A 15,173-nucleotide genomic window follows, 5' to 3' on the forward strand; every position below is an offset into this window, starting at 1 on the left:
AACCCAACTTTTATTTAACTTAAATCACCATTTATCTTTACAAAAGTAATAATATAATAAAGTATTATAATTAACCTTTTAAAGTTTAATCGTTGAGCTGCTCATCGAATGCTAAATTTGCTTGAGCTATCGGATCATACACACACAGTACTTTGGAGATAAAATGAAATTTTCCACACAATTACTTTGCTGGCTTAGTTTAGCCGCCAGCCCATTTTTTAATAATGCATTCGCTATCGATAATGGCGTCTATACCATAAAATCAAAATATAGCGCCAAATTTGTCGAAGTTGCCAATGCATCAACAGCTGATGGCGCGAATATTAGCCAATGGGCTAATACCAATCACGATACCCAACGCTGGCTCATTACTCAGGTTGAAAATAATAACTACTCTGTAATAAACCTTAACAGCGGTAAAGCAATGGAGGTCTTTGAGTGGTCAACTAATGATGGCGCAAACGTAGTGCAATATGACTATAGCGCTGGCGCAACCCAGCATTGGCAAATTAATAACGAAGGCAACGGCTATGTGAGCTTTATCAATGCCAATAGCCAAAAAGCACTCGACCTGTATGACTTTGACGGCAATGACGGGGCTAATATCAGCCAATGGGCATACAATGGCAGTGATGCACAGCTTTGGCAGCTCAATAAACTCGCCAACGTAGAATCCGCTCCCTTTGATCCTTCAACTACCAATGGCGCAACGGATCATTGGCCATTAACCGGTAGTTTAGTCACTCACGATCCAACCATCAGTTACGAAAATGGTACGTGGTGGATATTTCAAACTGGGCCTGGCATCGCTGGAAAGTGGTCAAATGATGGCGTAGCATGGAATGATGCGGCAGCGATTTTTCCTAATGGCTTAAATTGGTGGTCTAACTATGTGCCTGAACACGATGGCATTGATGTTTGGGCGCCTGAACTTAAAAGCTACAATGGGCGTAGCTCGCTTTATTATGCAATATCAACCTTTGGCTCGCGTGTTTCGGCAATTGGTTTAGCCTCAGCAAGTAGTGTCTCTGCCGGTAATTGGCGTGATGATGGTTTAGTGATAAACACCACCAACAGCAATAACTACAATGCGATTGACCCAGATTTAGTCGTCGCCAAAGATGGTGCGCCATGGTTAACATTCGGTTCGTGGAATTCAGGTATCAAGTTAATGCGGATCAACCCAATAACGATGAAACCATTTGGTGAGCTCTATTCCCTTGCTAGCCGCTCAGGTGGCATTGAAGCACCAACGATCATCTATCGCCAAGGATACTACTACCTATTTGTATCTGTTGGTAAATGTTGCGCAGGAACCGATAGCACCTATCGTATCGCATATGGGCGTGCAACGGATATTCGTGGTCCTTACTTAGACAAGAATGGCAACAATATGCTCTCTGGTGGTGGCAGTATTTTAGATGCTGGTAACAGCCAGTGGGCCGGACCTGGCGGCCAAGATATTCTTAATACCGATGTAATGGTTCGCCATGCTTATGATAAAGGTGACAACGGTGTGCCAAAACTATTGATCAGCACACTAAATTGGGACTCAAATGGTTGGCCTAAATTTTAAATCAGCCAACTTAGTAACATTTATAAAGCGTGTAATAACGCGCTTTATAAAAAACGCTCCATGATGGCAGCGGCAATTTGCGTAGCTATTCCACATCCCCACATATATGCACGTTGGATCGGGTAACCTCTAAAAATCCAACGCTTTCTAACATGATTAAAATTACTTAAATAATCAGCTTTGGCATCTGGCAGAGGTTGATCAGCAAGCTTTGCCCATGCTTTATAAACACCCGACATATCTGCACCACGCATAAATTGCTGTAACCAACGAGGAAATCGAGCGTATCGTATCGTCGACTGAAAATCGATGATATACGGTTTACCATCATCACTACAAAGCACATTACCCAAATTGCGCAAATCTAAATGTACAACCCCTCGGCGATGCATTAATGCAACCAGTCGTTCAAAATCTTTAAAAAAACTAACGGGTAGCACTTGTTTTTGTTGTACTAACTGTTTAAGTGGTGTGCCTGTAATATAGTCATAGGCAACAGCAATCGGCGATAATCGTAAAAATCGCCCACTCACTCCAGTTATGCCTGCTAAACGAGCCAACCCTTTATACTCTTGATTCACCGACAAAGGCGCAAAGGTTTTTCTCACCCACCAAGGGCTATGTTGAAAATCTTTAATTACTAAATCGAGTTGCTGATCGGTATAACGATAGACAATAGCATTTGCAAAACGTCCAGTATGAACAACATTTAAATTTTCGGCTGCAAACTGATGTTCTGGAAATTGCTGCTGTAACTGCATTAATAAAGTAGCTTCGATCATAACACCCTGCGATTTGTTAAATATAAATGCCTAGGCAACTATATTATCAAATCTCTGCACTCACAGCAATATAACCCTTAGCTAGATTTACGATTTCAAATTATGAATTGCTCTAAATAACAGCTTTGCCAACAGTTTTTTTTCATCATCAGAAAAGTCGATTAGTGCTGTGCGGTAAATATTATTCACAATAGGGAGTATTTCAGGGTAAAGCTGTTGGCCTTTTTCAGTAAGGCATAATAGCGTAGAGCGGCGATCTTCTGCGGATTGTTGTTTTGCAACTAAGCCTTTTTCTTCTAAACGAGACAACAAACGGCTCATCGCGCCACGATCATAAACCATATGCTCACATAGCTCTGCCAAAGTATGCACTTTGCCTCGAGCTAATAGCACCACAACAATATATTGCGCCGAAGTTAAATCCATTGGCGTAAGGCCAGCATCTAGATGAGTTACTAAATTTGACCGTAAATAAGCAACTAACCGACCCAGATCTTGAACGGGATCAAGATCATCAATACAACATTGTACAAGTGAAGCGGATTCTTTCATAAATTCTCAAAAACTGCGTGAAGGTCACTCATTGACCGTTAATAGCTATAATAATTCAATCAAACATAATTGCGTAGTGACACCTAATTAGTGTAGCGTCGAACAAGCTAACTAATGTTATTGAGGAATACATGCAAAGTAAACAACGAGATGTTATCAAGTATATTGCCATACTTATACTGCTACTACTTTGCTGGTCAGAGCAATTTAACAGCTACATCATGGATTTTCTTGACCAAACCTTAGTGCAGTCATCATTAGTTTATGCTTCTGCACGCAGTGTTAACGGCATTATTTCTTTATTACAGTCGGCTGAAGTCGGTATTGGTATAGCAAGCATAGCGCCTGCGCAATTGCTTGATCCGGTGAACGATTTAGCCGAATACATTGCCGATGCGATGCGCATATCATTAGGCTCACTGTTTATCCAGCGGATTTTATTTACTATTTCATCAGGGGTATTTTTTAGCGCCTTGTTTACCGCCGGCGTCATTAGTTATTTAGTCTGTGATTATTTTGGGTATTTAAAACAGCTTAAAGGAAAGTTACTAGCCAGCCTGATTTTAGTGCGGTTTTTAATTCCATTTGTAGTACTTGCAACTGGGCTTGCCAGCCAAGCCTTTCTAGATGAAGAAATTAATTATCAAAATCAATATGTTGAAAAGACCGTTGACACACTTAGCGTACAGGCTAATGCGACCTCCACATTATCAGCACAACTGAGCGCAAAAATTAATAGTGACAAGCAAACAACCCTCGATGAACTCGAACTTATTGCCGTTCAGCAACAGCAATTAAAAGCAATTATTACAGATAACCAACAGCAGCTTGAGCAATTAAATAAGCAAATTGATGCCATTCAAACGACCCGCAGTTTAGCCGAAAAACTCACCTTAACAGAGCTTCCCGAGGCTAAACCATTACTGCAAAAACAGCGCGAGTTAAAGCAACAACAAGCATCTATCAACAATCAGTTCGCCGCGTTATATCAACAGAAAGCTCAGCTGCAACAACAGCTGCATGATTATAACGACCAACTAGCAGGTAATTCTGGCAATTTAATCAGCAAAGTCGTTGATACCGTTACCACTGGCATTACCGATATGGCTAATTCTTTAGAGGGCTTATTTATTGAATTTTTAAACTTAGTGTCGTTACTAATCATCAAATTATTTATTATGCCTTTGCTATTCTTATATTTATTTAGTAAAGCATTTAAAGCTATTTGGCAACGTTCCGTGCTACAAGCATTAGCGCAAATGAAAACAGAAATACACACCGCCATCACAGAAAAATAACCGCTATATCATGCTTAGGGTCACATCAGCTCAGCATGAAAGCGATGCCCTAATGCGCCATTTAAAAACTAAAAATTAAAAATAAAAACAAATAAAAACATATAGATAAAATAAAAAGCATTGAATAAAAGGAAACCTAAATAGCTTTACTCTCACTGCAGAAGTCTTTCTTTTGTCACGGTTTTGTCATAAAAGTTATTTAGCTTGCATCGCATACATAGCTAACTTAGGACTTTACTTGTGCCAACACTTAAACCACTTGCTTATGCACTGAGCATATTAACACTCACAGCAACATTAGGCGCTTGCAGCAGCCAAGATGTTAATTCCACTCAACCAAACCAAACTACACTAAAGCTTAACAGCACACCATTTTGGCAACAAAATAATATTCAAGGATCGCAAGCTGCTTGGCTTTTTGATGATGTATGGTTACTAGCCAGTGAAAGCCAAGGCTTAATTGTTGTAGAGCAAAATAAACAACATAGCGAAGTACTTAAAGCGGGTAACTTTGAAACTCTGTCAGTGCGTACTATTGGCGATAATCGCTTTTTAGTAACCAGTATTGATAACGAACGTGATCTGGTTGCCGTTTTCACCCTAACTCAAAGTAACGGCAACTGGCAACTAACGGAGCACACACCGATTGTTGCACCGCAAGCAAAACCTGAAGCGGTCTGCCTATTTAACAATCACAATACGGGGAGTATTTCTGCTTTTGTTGCTGATGTTCGCGGCTTAATGCGCGAAACCTTAATTTATAACTTTGCCACAGAGCAAACCACTAACATGGCGGTCCGAGAATTTGCCGGTGTAAATGAAGCTGCGGGTTGTGCGGTTAATGATGTAAGCCAGCAATTATTTATCAGTGAAGAAGAACTTGGCATTTGGCAAATGAACGCCAATGCAGAATCTTCAGCGAGTAAACAACCCCTTACCATGGTTGCTCCCTTTGGTGAACTGGCCAGCGGTATTGGCGCATTAACCACCAGCACTGATGGCAGCCTCTGGTTTACTAGCAGCAGCAATAACACCCTATACCGATATAATCCAGAGCAAGGTATACAACAAAAGTGGCGTGTCTCTGGAGATCTCAGTATTGGTTCTGTGGTAATTGATAATAACGCCACTACTGCTCAAGCCATTATGTATGACGATGAAAGTGGCGCGTACCGCAGCAGCCAGTTAATTTTAGACCCAATCACCAGTACGACAAAAACCAACACCACCACTGCAAAAACAGCACATGTGTATGCAAACGTGCAAACGACACCAGTTGCAGCATTTGGTGATGCCGCAGACGATCCAGCCATCTGGGTGCATCCAACCGACGCCGCTAAAAGCTTGATCATTGGCACCGATAAACGTCGCGGACTGATGATCTATAACTTAGCTGGAGAGCAAATTCAAAGCCTTGACGTAGGTAGAGTTAACAATGTTGACGTTCGTCAAAGTAGTAATATCAACAACCCAACTCACACTCTAATTGCAGCCAGTAACCGTAGTGAAAATAGCATTAGTTTGTTCACTGTCGACATACAAAACAGCGTACACCACTTAGGTAGCGTGGCTACCAATTTGAGTGAGATTTATGGCTTATGCATGTATTCATCGAAATCAGGTGACTATGTATTTGTGAATGATAAATCAGGGTTATATCAGCAATATAAAATAACCAGCCAACAGCAACAAGTCTCGGGCAAACTGGTGCGCGAATTTAATCTACCTAGCCAACCAGAAGGCTGTAGTAGTGACGATAAAAATGGGGAACTTTTTGCCGGTGAGGAAGACGCTGGTATTTGGTTTATCCAAGCAGAGCCTGATTCACAGCAAGCGCCTATTTTATTGCAATCCGTGAATGAAATGCTAGTTGATGATGTAGAAGGTATGGAGATTTATCATGGTAAAGACGAGCGCTTATTAGTGGTATCTAGCCAAGGTGACAATAGTTATGTCGTGTATCGCATAAATAAAGGTGAAAAACACCCTACCCTTGAGTTTGTCAGTAAGTTTAATATTCTTGCAAACTTAAATAACGGTATTGATGGCGTGTCAGAAACCGATGGCTTAACCGTTACAGCCAAACCGCTGCCTGGCTACCCTCTTGGCGTATTAATAGTGCAAGATGGCTACAATCGTATGCCACAGCAACCACAAAATTTTAAACTGGTGGATTGGCGCCAAGTACATTCACTTATCCATGGCGATGTTAAGTAAACTAAACAAATATAGCCGTCACTTGGCGGCTATATTACCGTTGTTAACCACCAAATAACTAACACCAACACAGTCAAACCAAGCATTGCTTTGGTTTTATGTTTTGTAATAATTCGCTCCGCTTGATTGCCAGCATAATACACCACCAGCGCCAGACCAAAATACCGAATTGAACGGGCAATAGTCGTCGCAATTAAAAACATTATTAATGAATATTTGGTCGCACCCGCTGCGAGCATAGCTATTTGAAAAGGGATTGGCACTATCCCCAACATTATTACAAACCAAAAACCTTGCTGCTGCATTTGTTGTTCTACGTGTTCAAACTGCTCTGGATTTGAAAAGGTATTGATCACCCAATCGCCAACCGCATCAAACAAGTAATAGCCAAGCGCGTAACCAAACAAAGCCCCAATAATACAGCCTAAAGTCGCCATTAAGGCTATCAGCCAAAGCTTTTCACGCCGCGCTTGCATCAACGGCACCAATACTGCTTCAAGAGGAATAGGAACTATTGTTGACTCTAAAAATGAAGCCGCCGTTATGCTGGTTAACATATGCTTTGAATCAATAAATTGTCGTGTTTTTTGCTTTAAGCGCTGCATAACAGCCATAGTATCACCTTGGTAGTGCTTATAAGTTATATTTATAAGCATATTGCAAGCTCAATACCAGCCTTGCATAATAAATAAGTGCATTGTTTTATAAGCATTTTTTAATAAATATTAACAGGAACAGGCAAATAAATTTAACTGATAGTGTAAAAACCCCCAATTAAAATTGTAAATTTTACTGTAATCAATCGCTTAGGGATTAAGCAATGTAATATTGGCTACGGCCACTATTTTTCGCTTTGTACAAGGCTTGATCAGCACGTTTAACTACCTCATTAAACGCTTCTTCTGGGGCCTTAAATGACACACCAATACTTACACTTACCGTTCGATTAGCAGCAAGTTCAATGGTATGTGCAAGTGATAGTAATTGCTCACTTAAATCGCAGGCTTTTGGTCGGTCATCGCCGGGCAGGTATATTGCAAACTCTTCACCACCTAAACGTGCAAAGACACTATTATTAGGTAAAGCTTTGGCATATAAAGATGATAATTCGATCAGTACTTGATCCCCCCTATCGTGACCAAACTGATCATTAATCACTTTAAAAAAATCGATATCAATAAGCAAAATTGTATACGGGGCTGATTGATTTTTTTGCATATATTGATAAAAAAATTGGCGGTTCGCTATTTGGGTTAAGTAATCAGTGATCAGCTCTTTTGATAACTGCTGCTGCACACTTGTTAAATCGCCTATAGTTAACTTTAAACCATAACAAGTAAACAACATGCCTGCAGTACGTAAAACATCCTCAACATAAATACCAATAAACAAAGGCTGGATCAGCACTTCATCAAGTAGATCAAAGGTTAAACCCGCTGACCACAATAATAAACCGATGCTTAAATTAACATAAGCAAAAACTGATAAGTTGGCCCTTTGGACAATGATAAAAATAGCCACCACAATTAATAGGTTAATTGCGTCGGTAAGTACACCATTAAAAAAAATACTGTTATCTAATTCAGGATAGAAATAAATATACGAGGTAACTATTAAAAACAGAGTAACTACAAATACAGCTGAAAACACGGGTTGTAAGGTGTTTTTTGCCGTTTGTTGTTGAAGTTTATTATCACTGTATTTCATACACGTTTCGCTGATTAAGTGAGCGCTATATTAAATAACGCTATCACAAGCTAATGAATATATAGCTTTTAAATACAACTGCCGTTTTATATCACTGGAGCTGATTTTTTAAGTTCCTAACACCAGCACCAACCTGAGTTTACACACCTAAACAAGGTATTTTAACCACAGCATTTTTTGTATTTTTTATTACTGCCACACGAACATGGATCATTACGTTGTGGTGTTTTTTCAAAAACTTGAGTAACAGGTTTATTAAGTACAATATCTAAAGGAGTAATATCTTCAGCAAGCGTACTATCAACACGAATATCTGCAAATAAATCATTAGCTATCAAAATAGCGTTTATTTCAAGCTCACGTGCAGCGCTTTGCACCTGTAAAACGAGCGGATTTTCTTCGCTACCAGGTTTTACTTTCGGTTTAGGCTGATAAGTACCTTGATTATTTTTACCCATAATATCGGGCTTACCACGATAGAAAAATTTTGACACCTGCGTTCCTAACTGTCATTTAAAGCAACTCACCGCGAGTAGCTAAAGGCTGCGCAGTCTAACAGAATTTAATGCTGTTAGCGCGCATCTTTAAAATCGATAATGAAGCTAATAAACTTTAGTCGTCTTCAGGTGCTTGTGCTGCTTTTATTCGCTCTTGGTTTTCTTGCATTTGCTCAAATGCAGCTTTGATTTCATCAAGCACTGAATCAACATCAGCCTCAGCATGGTTATCTGCAACCTCACCGTAAAGAACAGTTTCTGCTGTTAATTCACCCGCTTGATACAAAGCCCACATTTCTTCACCAAAACGCGTATCGAGTATTTCTGGTGCGTACTGCCCGTAATACAAGCGCATATTGCGTACATCACGTAAAAACATTTCTTGCGCATTGTTATTCGCCGCCGCATTTACTGCCTGCGGTAAATCAATCACCACCGGACCGTAGCTATCTACTAACACATTAAATTCAGACAAATCACCATGCACAATACCCGCACATAGCATTAAGCGAATGTAATGAACCATAGTAGCGTGATCTTCAATTGCCTGCTCAGCAGTTAAACTCACATCATTTAAACGCGGCGCAACATCACCATCATTATCGGTGACTAAATCCATGATCAGTACACCATCGTAACAACCATGAGGTTGTGGTACTTTTACGCCAACCCGAGAAAGCGTGAAAAGCGCATCGACTTCCGCATTTTGCCACACGTTTTCTTGTTCTTTACGACCAAACTTAGAGCCTTTTTCCATCGCACGACCGCGGCGGCTATTCCTTACTTTACGTCCTTCTTGGTATTTTACTGCTTGTTTAAAACTTCGGTGTTGTACATCTTTGTACACTTTCGCACAGCGAATATGCTCGCCACAGCGAACCACATAAACCGAGGCTTCTTTTCCACTCATTAATTGGCTGATGACTTCATCAACGATACCGTCTTCTATTAACGGTAAAATCTGTTTTGGCGTTTTCATGACACTCTTATACCGTACTTAGGCATACCTTGTAATCTTCTCGCAAACTATTTTATCTGACAGACCCTTACGTTAAAGCAAAAGCAGACGAAAACCAATGCTAATAAGCGCACAATTGACCTTATCAAGCATGTTAAAGAACAAAAAACTTGACTAAATCGGCTAAATCCACAAACTGCGAAGTTAACAGCCCAAATTATACTTACTTTATATGAATTCAGAAATACGCTATCGCTTCCAATCTGGTCAAATCGCTAATCGTTTTTTAAACGAATTAAAGCATTGGCCTGTCGCCCGGGTAAAAACAAAACTTCTTAATGGTGGTTTTGACGTTAAAGTAAATTATCAATTCGATGGCGCGGGGTTTGATTACACTTGCGCAGAACTTGATGAATTAGCCGCAAAACATGCCGGTGAAGAAGTTAGCTAAGTATATTAAGCATACAGCAATATACATTTTGAGTTCTCTCAGCTATGTTATTAAATCTTAAATCAATAACATATAGGCACTGCAATGAATAACCCACATTCAGATCACATTCCTCAAGAAGCCTTTGATTGGTACGATGAATACGCTCATGGCAAAATGGATAGACGCACGTTTATGAAAAAACTTGGTGGCTTAGTCGCCCTTGGTTATTCAATGACAGTGCTCACGTCAGCGTTATTACCAAATTATGCCTTAGCCGAACAAGTTTCGTTTAATGATGAATCAATTAAAGCAACTTATCAAAGTTTTGATTCTCCCAATGGTCATAGCAAAGGACAAGGTTATTTAGTAGTGCCAACGCAATTAAAGGGCAAGCGCCCGGTAGTCTTAGTGGTGCATGAAAACCGAGGCTTAAACCCTTATGTAAAAGATGTGGCCCGTCGTTTAGCCAAAGCGGGTTTTGTCGCTTTTGCACCCGATGCGCTATTTCCGCTAGGTGGTTATCCGGGTAATGATGACGAAGGGCGAGCCATGCAAAGCTCAATGGATAAAGAGAAAATTCAAAATGATTTTGTTGCCGCAGCCCACTATTTAAAATCACACCCACTCAGTAATGGTAAACTTGGTGCCGTTGGATTTTGTTTTGGCGGTTATATTGTCAATTACCTCGCTGCGGTTGATTCATCATTATTAAGCGCTGGAGTACCATTTTACGGCACGCCCGCCAGCGAAGCTCTGCGCAAAAATATTAAAGCCCCGTTAATGATCCAATTAGCCGAGCTTGATGAGCGCGTAAATGCAACATGGCCTGACTATGAGCGCGTAAATGCAACATGGCCTGACTATGAGCGCGATTTAAAAAGTCTCAATGTAGATTACAAAATGTATATGTATAAAGATGCCAATCACGGTTTTCATAATGACTCAACGGGCCGTTACGATAAACCGAATGCAGAACTTGCATGGCAACGAACTTTAGCATTTTTTGAGCAACACCTTGTTTAATTATATCTTGTTTAATTGCATCTAGTTTAATTGCACCTTGATTAATTGCATAATGGTTAGTGCCAAGCATAATAAGCTAGCACTAACTTCATTCAGAATTAAGTACTTCAGTTAAGAAAAATCACCGACTCTATGACTAAATTTTTTCTCCTAAAATACATCGCTTTTTTTAGTGGATGTGTTGCTTGTTTTACCCTTCATACGCAATTTGCAGTGCCTGCGGTTATTGCATCTTGCCTAACCGGACTTATTGGCAGCTTTATTCCTTTTCCAAAACAGTATGCAAATCATCCTTACGCAGCTGTTTATGCTGGTAGTTTTGCTGGAATGTGCTCTCAGGGGTTGATTAATACCTATTGGGAATTAGCAATTATTTCATTGATTGGGGCTATTTTATACGTACTGACGACTAAAGTGTTTACTGGCTTTGGTGGTAAATTAGGAAGTATTGCCTTTATTAGTGTTGCTTTGTTTGTATTAGCTAAAGGGCTCGCGGCATGAGTTTATCATCGGTAACACTTGCTTTACTTGGCGCGTTTTTGACCTTTTATTTAGCTAAGCATAACCGTCTAGATGCGATTAGAGCATCAGCAATTTTAGCTATTATCGCTTACCTTATTTTACTTACCACCGAGTTCAACGCAGAGCTATATAGCAGCATTTTTTTTGGTGGCACATTTATAGGCATGAGCGCACCAAAACGCTTTGGTATTTACACGCTGTTTTCTGCCAGTGTTATTTTTTCGATTTTGTTTGATAATTTAGTGCCTTACCTTAGTAGCTTTGGCGGAGCTTTGGGTATAAGTGGGTTTTTGTCGATATGTGTCTGCCAAATAGCGATTGTACTAGGCGCTCCTCGCAGTAAAAAACGCCACTAGTTGAAATGCGCTTTGTGGCAATTAAACTAAATAAAACACATAATTTTTTACTTAAAATAGTCTACAAATCAGCTTAAATTGTAGATTTTTAATAACGATAAAACGTATTATACCGTATTGATACAGAGCGAAATAACAGGATAGTTATGCCAAATCGTTTATTTATATTAAGTTGTATAGCACTACTTAATGGCTGCACAACGTTAAGTCAAGATGAGTGCAAAGTCGCTAATTGGCAAAGTTTAGGTTATGAGCACGGCGTAAACGGTGGTGATTATGCCGATGGCATAACAAAGATCGCGGCGTGTAACGATTACAATATTACCCCAAATATAGCACAATTTAAAAGTAGCTACGAACGTGGTTTAGCGGTGTATTGTCAACCTGAAAACGGCTTTACTCTTGCTATGCGTGGAGTCTCGTATAACGGTGTATGTAACAGCCGTGCATTTCGAAAAGCGTGGGAAGAAGGTAACGACCGTTATCAAATTCAACAACGTCGTATAGAAATTGATAACCGTATAACCGAGCTAAAACAACAACTCTCTGAACTTAATCAGCAATTAAACAGCAATAACATCACGCAAACGCAGCGTAAAGAGCTAAATACACAGCAACGCCAATTAGAACGTGAGTTAAAGGACTTAAGACGCGAAAAATCCTTATTACCACTATTGAATAAAGCCTCAACAGTTGAAATTACCTTTCCTTAATTACCTTCTGCCCAGCCTGTAATAATAGGGCTGGGTTAATGCAAAAAGCGAAAGCAAAATTCAGATAAAAAAAGCCACTGTAATTTATGTGAATAAGTCTTAACTTGAACTGTCAAAGCAAGTCTGAGCCAGTAAACACTGCTCGAGTTTAACTAATTCTGACAATATATTAAGAGCTTTATAGTAGCGATGAAAGCCCTCACGCAGAGGGCTTTGAATCCTTATAAAAAATAATGCGGCAGAGCACCAAGATTAGCTGAAAATTAAAGAAACATACCGCCAGACGCTTCTATACGCTGTCCCGTAATCCAGCCGCTGTCTTCACTCAGCAACATGGCAACGGCTTTACCAATATCGTCAGCCTCCCCAACCCGACCCAAAGCGGTAACAGATGCCACCATTTGGTTCACTTGTTGGTTGTCACGCACATTACCACCGCCAAAGTCTGTCGCAATAGCACCGGGTGCCAAGGTATTTACGCGAATTTGTCGGTTTGCGAACTCTTTTGCCATATAGCGTGTCATGACTTCGACTGCACCTTTGGCCATCGCGTAGGCACTTGAACCTGGCATACTAAAACGTGCCAAACCTGAAGAAATATTGAGAATATGACCGCCGTCTTTAATATGCGGTAATAATGCTTGCGTTAAAAAGAAAGGTCCCTTTACATGGATTGCCAGCATATTTTCTAGCTCTTCATAAGTGGTTTCTTCAACACTTGCCCGTAAACCTACGCCAGCGTTATTTAACAAATAATCGAAATCGCTTCGTGCAAATTCATTGGTCAACAACCCCTTAACCTGACTAACAAATTCAGGAATGGCATCAAAATCGCGCGTATCCAATTGAAGGGCAAAGGCTTTTTGGCCTTTTTGTTGAATCTCTTCAATCACATCTTGTGCCGCTTGAACATTATTGTGATAAGTAAAAATAACGTCTATGCCTTTGTCAGCTAACGCTAAAGCACTGTTTCTTCCTAACCCACGGCTAGCACCAGTAATAATTGCTAATTTATTCATCACTCTCTCCAATCTATTCTGTAACAATTTTAAAACCTTAAACCATAGCGGCTCTGACCACGTAGAACAGAGTAGATAATTTATTGTGTTCGATATACATGACAAAAGTGATAACATTGTTCGGATAAAACAAACAAAGGTAGAAGATGTGGACAAATTTGAAGCCATGCAGCGCTTTGTATTGGTTGCTCAATTTGGCAGCTTTACCAAGGCAGCAGACGCACTTGGCCTGCCAAAGTCAAGCGTATCAAGTGCTATTCAAGGGCTTGAAAGTGAATTAGGCACGCGGCTTTTTCATCGCAGCACGCGCAGCGTCACCTTAACTCAAGACGGCGAGACTTACTTACCACAGTGCCAAGTACTGCTCGCCGAGTTAGACGCTTTGGCAAGCCAGTTCCAACGTAACTCTGATGATGTTCGCGGGGTACTCAGAGTCGACATGCCTAGTCGTTTTGCCACTACGGTTGTCATTCCGCATTTATCCGACTTCCTCGAAAAATACCCCAACATACGCCTAAAGATCAGCAGCGCAGATTATCGAGTTGATATAATTAAAGAAAGCATTGATTGCGTCATTCGAGTGGGTAATCTTGACGATAGCAGCCTTATCGCTCGCCCATTAACGCGGTACCGAAGCGTAAACTGTGTGTCGCCAAGCTATGTTGAAAAATATGGTATTCCACAGAGTCTTGCAGAATTAGCCAATCATAAACTGATCGAATATTCTCATACGCTCGGTAATCTCGATGCCCAATTTGAATACATGGAAGGCGACAAGGTAAAACAACAATCCATGCCAAGTAGCCTAGCGGTTAATGGCACAGATGCTTATTTAGATGCTTGCTTAGCAGGGCTTGGCATTGCCCAACTCCCCGCGATTGGTGCAGAAAACCTCATCAAGAAAGGCCGACTAATTTCTGTCCTACCTCAATTTGAAGCCGAGCCAATGCCGGTGTCTTTACTCTATTCATCACGTAGACAACCAACTAAACGCCTAACTGTATTTATGAATTGGCTGCAATCAATCACCCTAGCAAGGTAATAAAAGTCACAGCGCTTTGGGTCACGTTATTGAACACATCTATTGTGAAAACCGCCTTGTACTTATTCCAAAAAGGTTCACTTGAAAATATTTTAAGAACTAAATTTTTTACGTAGACTCACTCTCAATATAATTCTCTGCTTCCCAGTTAAGGGCACTATGAAATATAAACAGCATTTTTGAAATCTTGAGGGTTATCGCTCACAGCCGTAATATCGGCAAAGTGGTAGAAGCGGACATTGATGATTCTTGATGTGTGAAGTCAAGATTTGACCCCTCTGGCTTGGACCCCTCTGGCTTGACCCCTCTGGCTTGACCCCTCTGACTTGCTTTGTCTTGCTTGACCCCTTTGGCATCACCTATCTGTCTAAGGCCCTTGCACTTGATGTATCATAGTTTCCCTCTTCCGATTTTAATTTCTGATTTGTTTTTTCACATAATCCGTTTAGTACATGTCACTTTTCCTTAGACGCTTTTC

General features: G+C 40.4%; 16 protein-coding genes. 9 read left to right on the top strand and 7 right to left on the bottom strand.

Translation table 11 applies throughout. The features are described 5' to 3' along the window. Positions 1-163 precede the first annotated feature (163 nt). Positions 164-1,576 carry a family 43 glycosylhydrolase gene (locus H5200_RS13515; protein WP_182761659.1) on the top strand — a complete coding sequence of 471 codons (1,413 nt, stop codon included), beginning with the start codon at positions 164-166 and terminating at the stop codon, positions 1,574-1,576. Between the two features lie 44 nt (positions 1,577-1,620). Here the strand turns inward: H5200_RS13515 and H5200_RS13520 are convergent, their stop codons facing one another. Together H5200_RS13520 and H5200_RS13525 are read right to left on the bottom strand one after the other, a co-directional pair. Further along, positions 1,621-2,358 carry an RIO1 family regulatory kinase/ATPase gene (locus tag H5200_RS13520; protein ID WP_182761660.1) on the bottom strand — a complete coding sequence of 246 codons (738 nt, stop codon included), beginning with the start codon at positions 2,356-2,358 and terminating at the stop codon, positions 1,621-1,623. Positions 2,359-2,445: 87 nt separating this feature from the next. Further along, complete coding sequence (locus tag H5200_RS13525; RefSeq protein WP_149980919.1) at positions 2,446-2,910, bottom strand: MarR family winged helix-turn-helix transcriptional regulator; 465 nt, start codon at positions 2,908-2,910, stop codon at positions 2,446-2,448. A 131-nt stretch (positions 2,911-3,041) separates the two neighbouring features. Here H5200_RS13525 and H5200_RS13530 point away from each other — a divergent pair, with 131 nt between their 5' ends. Next, positions 3,042-4,208, top strand: a complete 1,167-nt coding sequence (locus H5200_RS13530; RefSeq protein ID WP_182761661.1) for a hypothetical protein — start codon at positions 3,042-3,044, stop codon at positions 4,206-4,208. Positions 4,209-4,448: 240 nt separating this feature from the next. Then, a complete protein-coding gene (locus tag H5200_RS13535) occupies positions 4,449-6,425 on the top strand; it encodes a phytase (protein ID WP_182761662.1) in 1,977 nt (658 codons plus the stop codon). Between the two features lie 29 nt (positions 6,426-6,454). On the opposite strand, the gene H5200_RS13540 is transcribed toward H5200_RS13535, so the two are convergent. From H5200_RS13540 to H5200_RS13555, 4 genes are all read right to left on the bottom strand, one after another. Then, on the bottom strand, positions 6,455-7,039 hold the full coding sequence (locus H5200_RS13540) for a YqaA family protein (protein WP_145237660.1): 585 nt from the start codon (positions 7,037-7,039) through the stop codon (positions 6,455-6,457). A 199-nt stretch (positions 7,040-7,238) separates the two neighbouring features. Next, a complete protein-coding gene (locus H5200_RS24065) occupies positions 7,239-8,132 on the bottom strand; it encodes a GGDEF domain-containing protein (protein ID WP_259398212.1) in 894 nt (297 codons plus the stop codon). A gap of 161 nt (positions 8,133-8,293) precedes the next feature. Beyond that, positions 8,294-8,626 carry a PBPRA1643 family SWIM/SEC-C metal-binding motif protein gene (locus tag H5200_RS13550; RefSeq protein WP_145237663.1) on the bottom strand — a complete coding sequence of 111 codons (333 nt, stop codon included), beginning with the start codon at positions 8,624-8,626 and terminating at the stop codon, positions 8,294-8,296. Between the two features lie 118 nt (positions 8,627-8,744). Further along, complete coding sequence (locus tag H5200_RS13555; protein WP_145237666.1) at positions 8,745-9,608, bottom strand: PA4780 family RIO1-like protein kinase; 864 nt, start codon at positions 9,606-9,608, stop codon at positions 8,745-8,747. A 211-nt stretch (positions 9,609-9,819) separates the two neighbouring features. On the opposite strand from H5200_RS13555, the gene H5200_RS13560 reads away from it, so the two are divergent. The 5 genes from H5200_RS13560 (at position 9,820) to H5200_RS13580 (ending at position 12,634) form a co-directional block, all read left to right on the top strand. After that, the gene (locus tag H5200_RS13560; protein WP_145237669.1) at positions 9,820-10,038 is read left to right on the top strand and encodes a hypothetical protein; all 219 of its coding nucleotides are present in this window, start codon (positions 9,820-9,822) and stop codon (positions 10,036-10,038) included. Between the two features lie 84 nt (positions 10,039-10,122). Beyond that, positions 10,123-11,043 carry a dienelactone hydrolase family protein gene (locus tag H5200_RS13565; protein WP_182761663.1) on the top strand — a complete coding sequence of 307 codons (921 nt, stop codon included), beginning with the start codon at positions 10,123-10,125 and terminating at the stop codon, positions 11,041-11,043. A gap of 132 nt (positions 11,044-11,175) precedes the next feature. Further along, positions 11,176-11,544, top strand: a complete 369-nt coding sequence (locus H5200_RS13570) for a hypothetical protein (protein WP_179959150.1) — start codon at positions 11,176-11,178, stop codon at positions 11,542-11,544. Continuing rightward, the gene (locus tag H5200_RS13575) at positions 11,541-11,921 is read left to right on the top strand and encodes a hypothetical protein (protein ID WP_182761664.1); all 381 of its coding nucleotides are present in this window, start codon (positions 11,541-11,543) and stop codon (positions 11,919-11,921) included. Before H5200_RS13570 ends, H5200_RS13575 begins: the two co-directional genes overlap by 4 nt. 146 nt (positions 11,922-12,067) lie before the next feature. Continuing rightward, positions 12,068-12,634, top strand: a complete 567-nt coding sequence (locus H5200_RS13580; RefSeq protein ID WP_182761665.1) for a DUF2799 domain-containing protein — start codon at positions 12,068-12,070, stop codon at positions 12,632-12,634. A gap of 263 nt (positions 12,635-12,897) precedes the next feature. On the opposite strand, the gene H5200_RS13585 is transcribed toward H5200_RS13580, so the two are convergent. Next, positions 12,898-13,653, bottom strand: a complete 756-nt coding sequence (locus tag H5200_RS13585) for an SDR family NAD(P)-dependent oxidoreductase (RefSeq protein WP_182719707.1) — start codon at positions 13,651-13,653, stop codon at positions 12,898-12,900. A 148-nt stretch (positions 13,654-13,801) separates the two neighbouring features. Here H5200_RS13585 and H5200_RS13590 point away from each other — a divergent pair, with 148 nt between their 5' ends. Next, the gene (locus H5200_RS13590; RefSeq protein ID WP_182761666.1) at positions 13,802-14,695 is read left to right on the top strand and encodes a LysR family transcriptional regulator; all 894 of its coding nucleotides are present in this window, start codon (positions 13,802-13,804) and stop codon (positions 14,693-14,695) included. Positions 14,696-15,173: the final 478 nt, after the last annotated feature.

This window comes from Pseudoalteromonas sp. SG43-7 (assembly GCF_014164295.1).
Lineage (GTDB): Bacteria > Pseudomonadota > Gammaproteobacteria > Enterobacterales > Alteromonadaceae > Pseudoalteromonas > Pseudoalteromonas rhizosphaerae.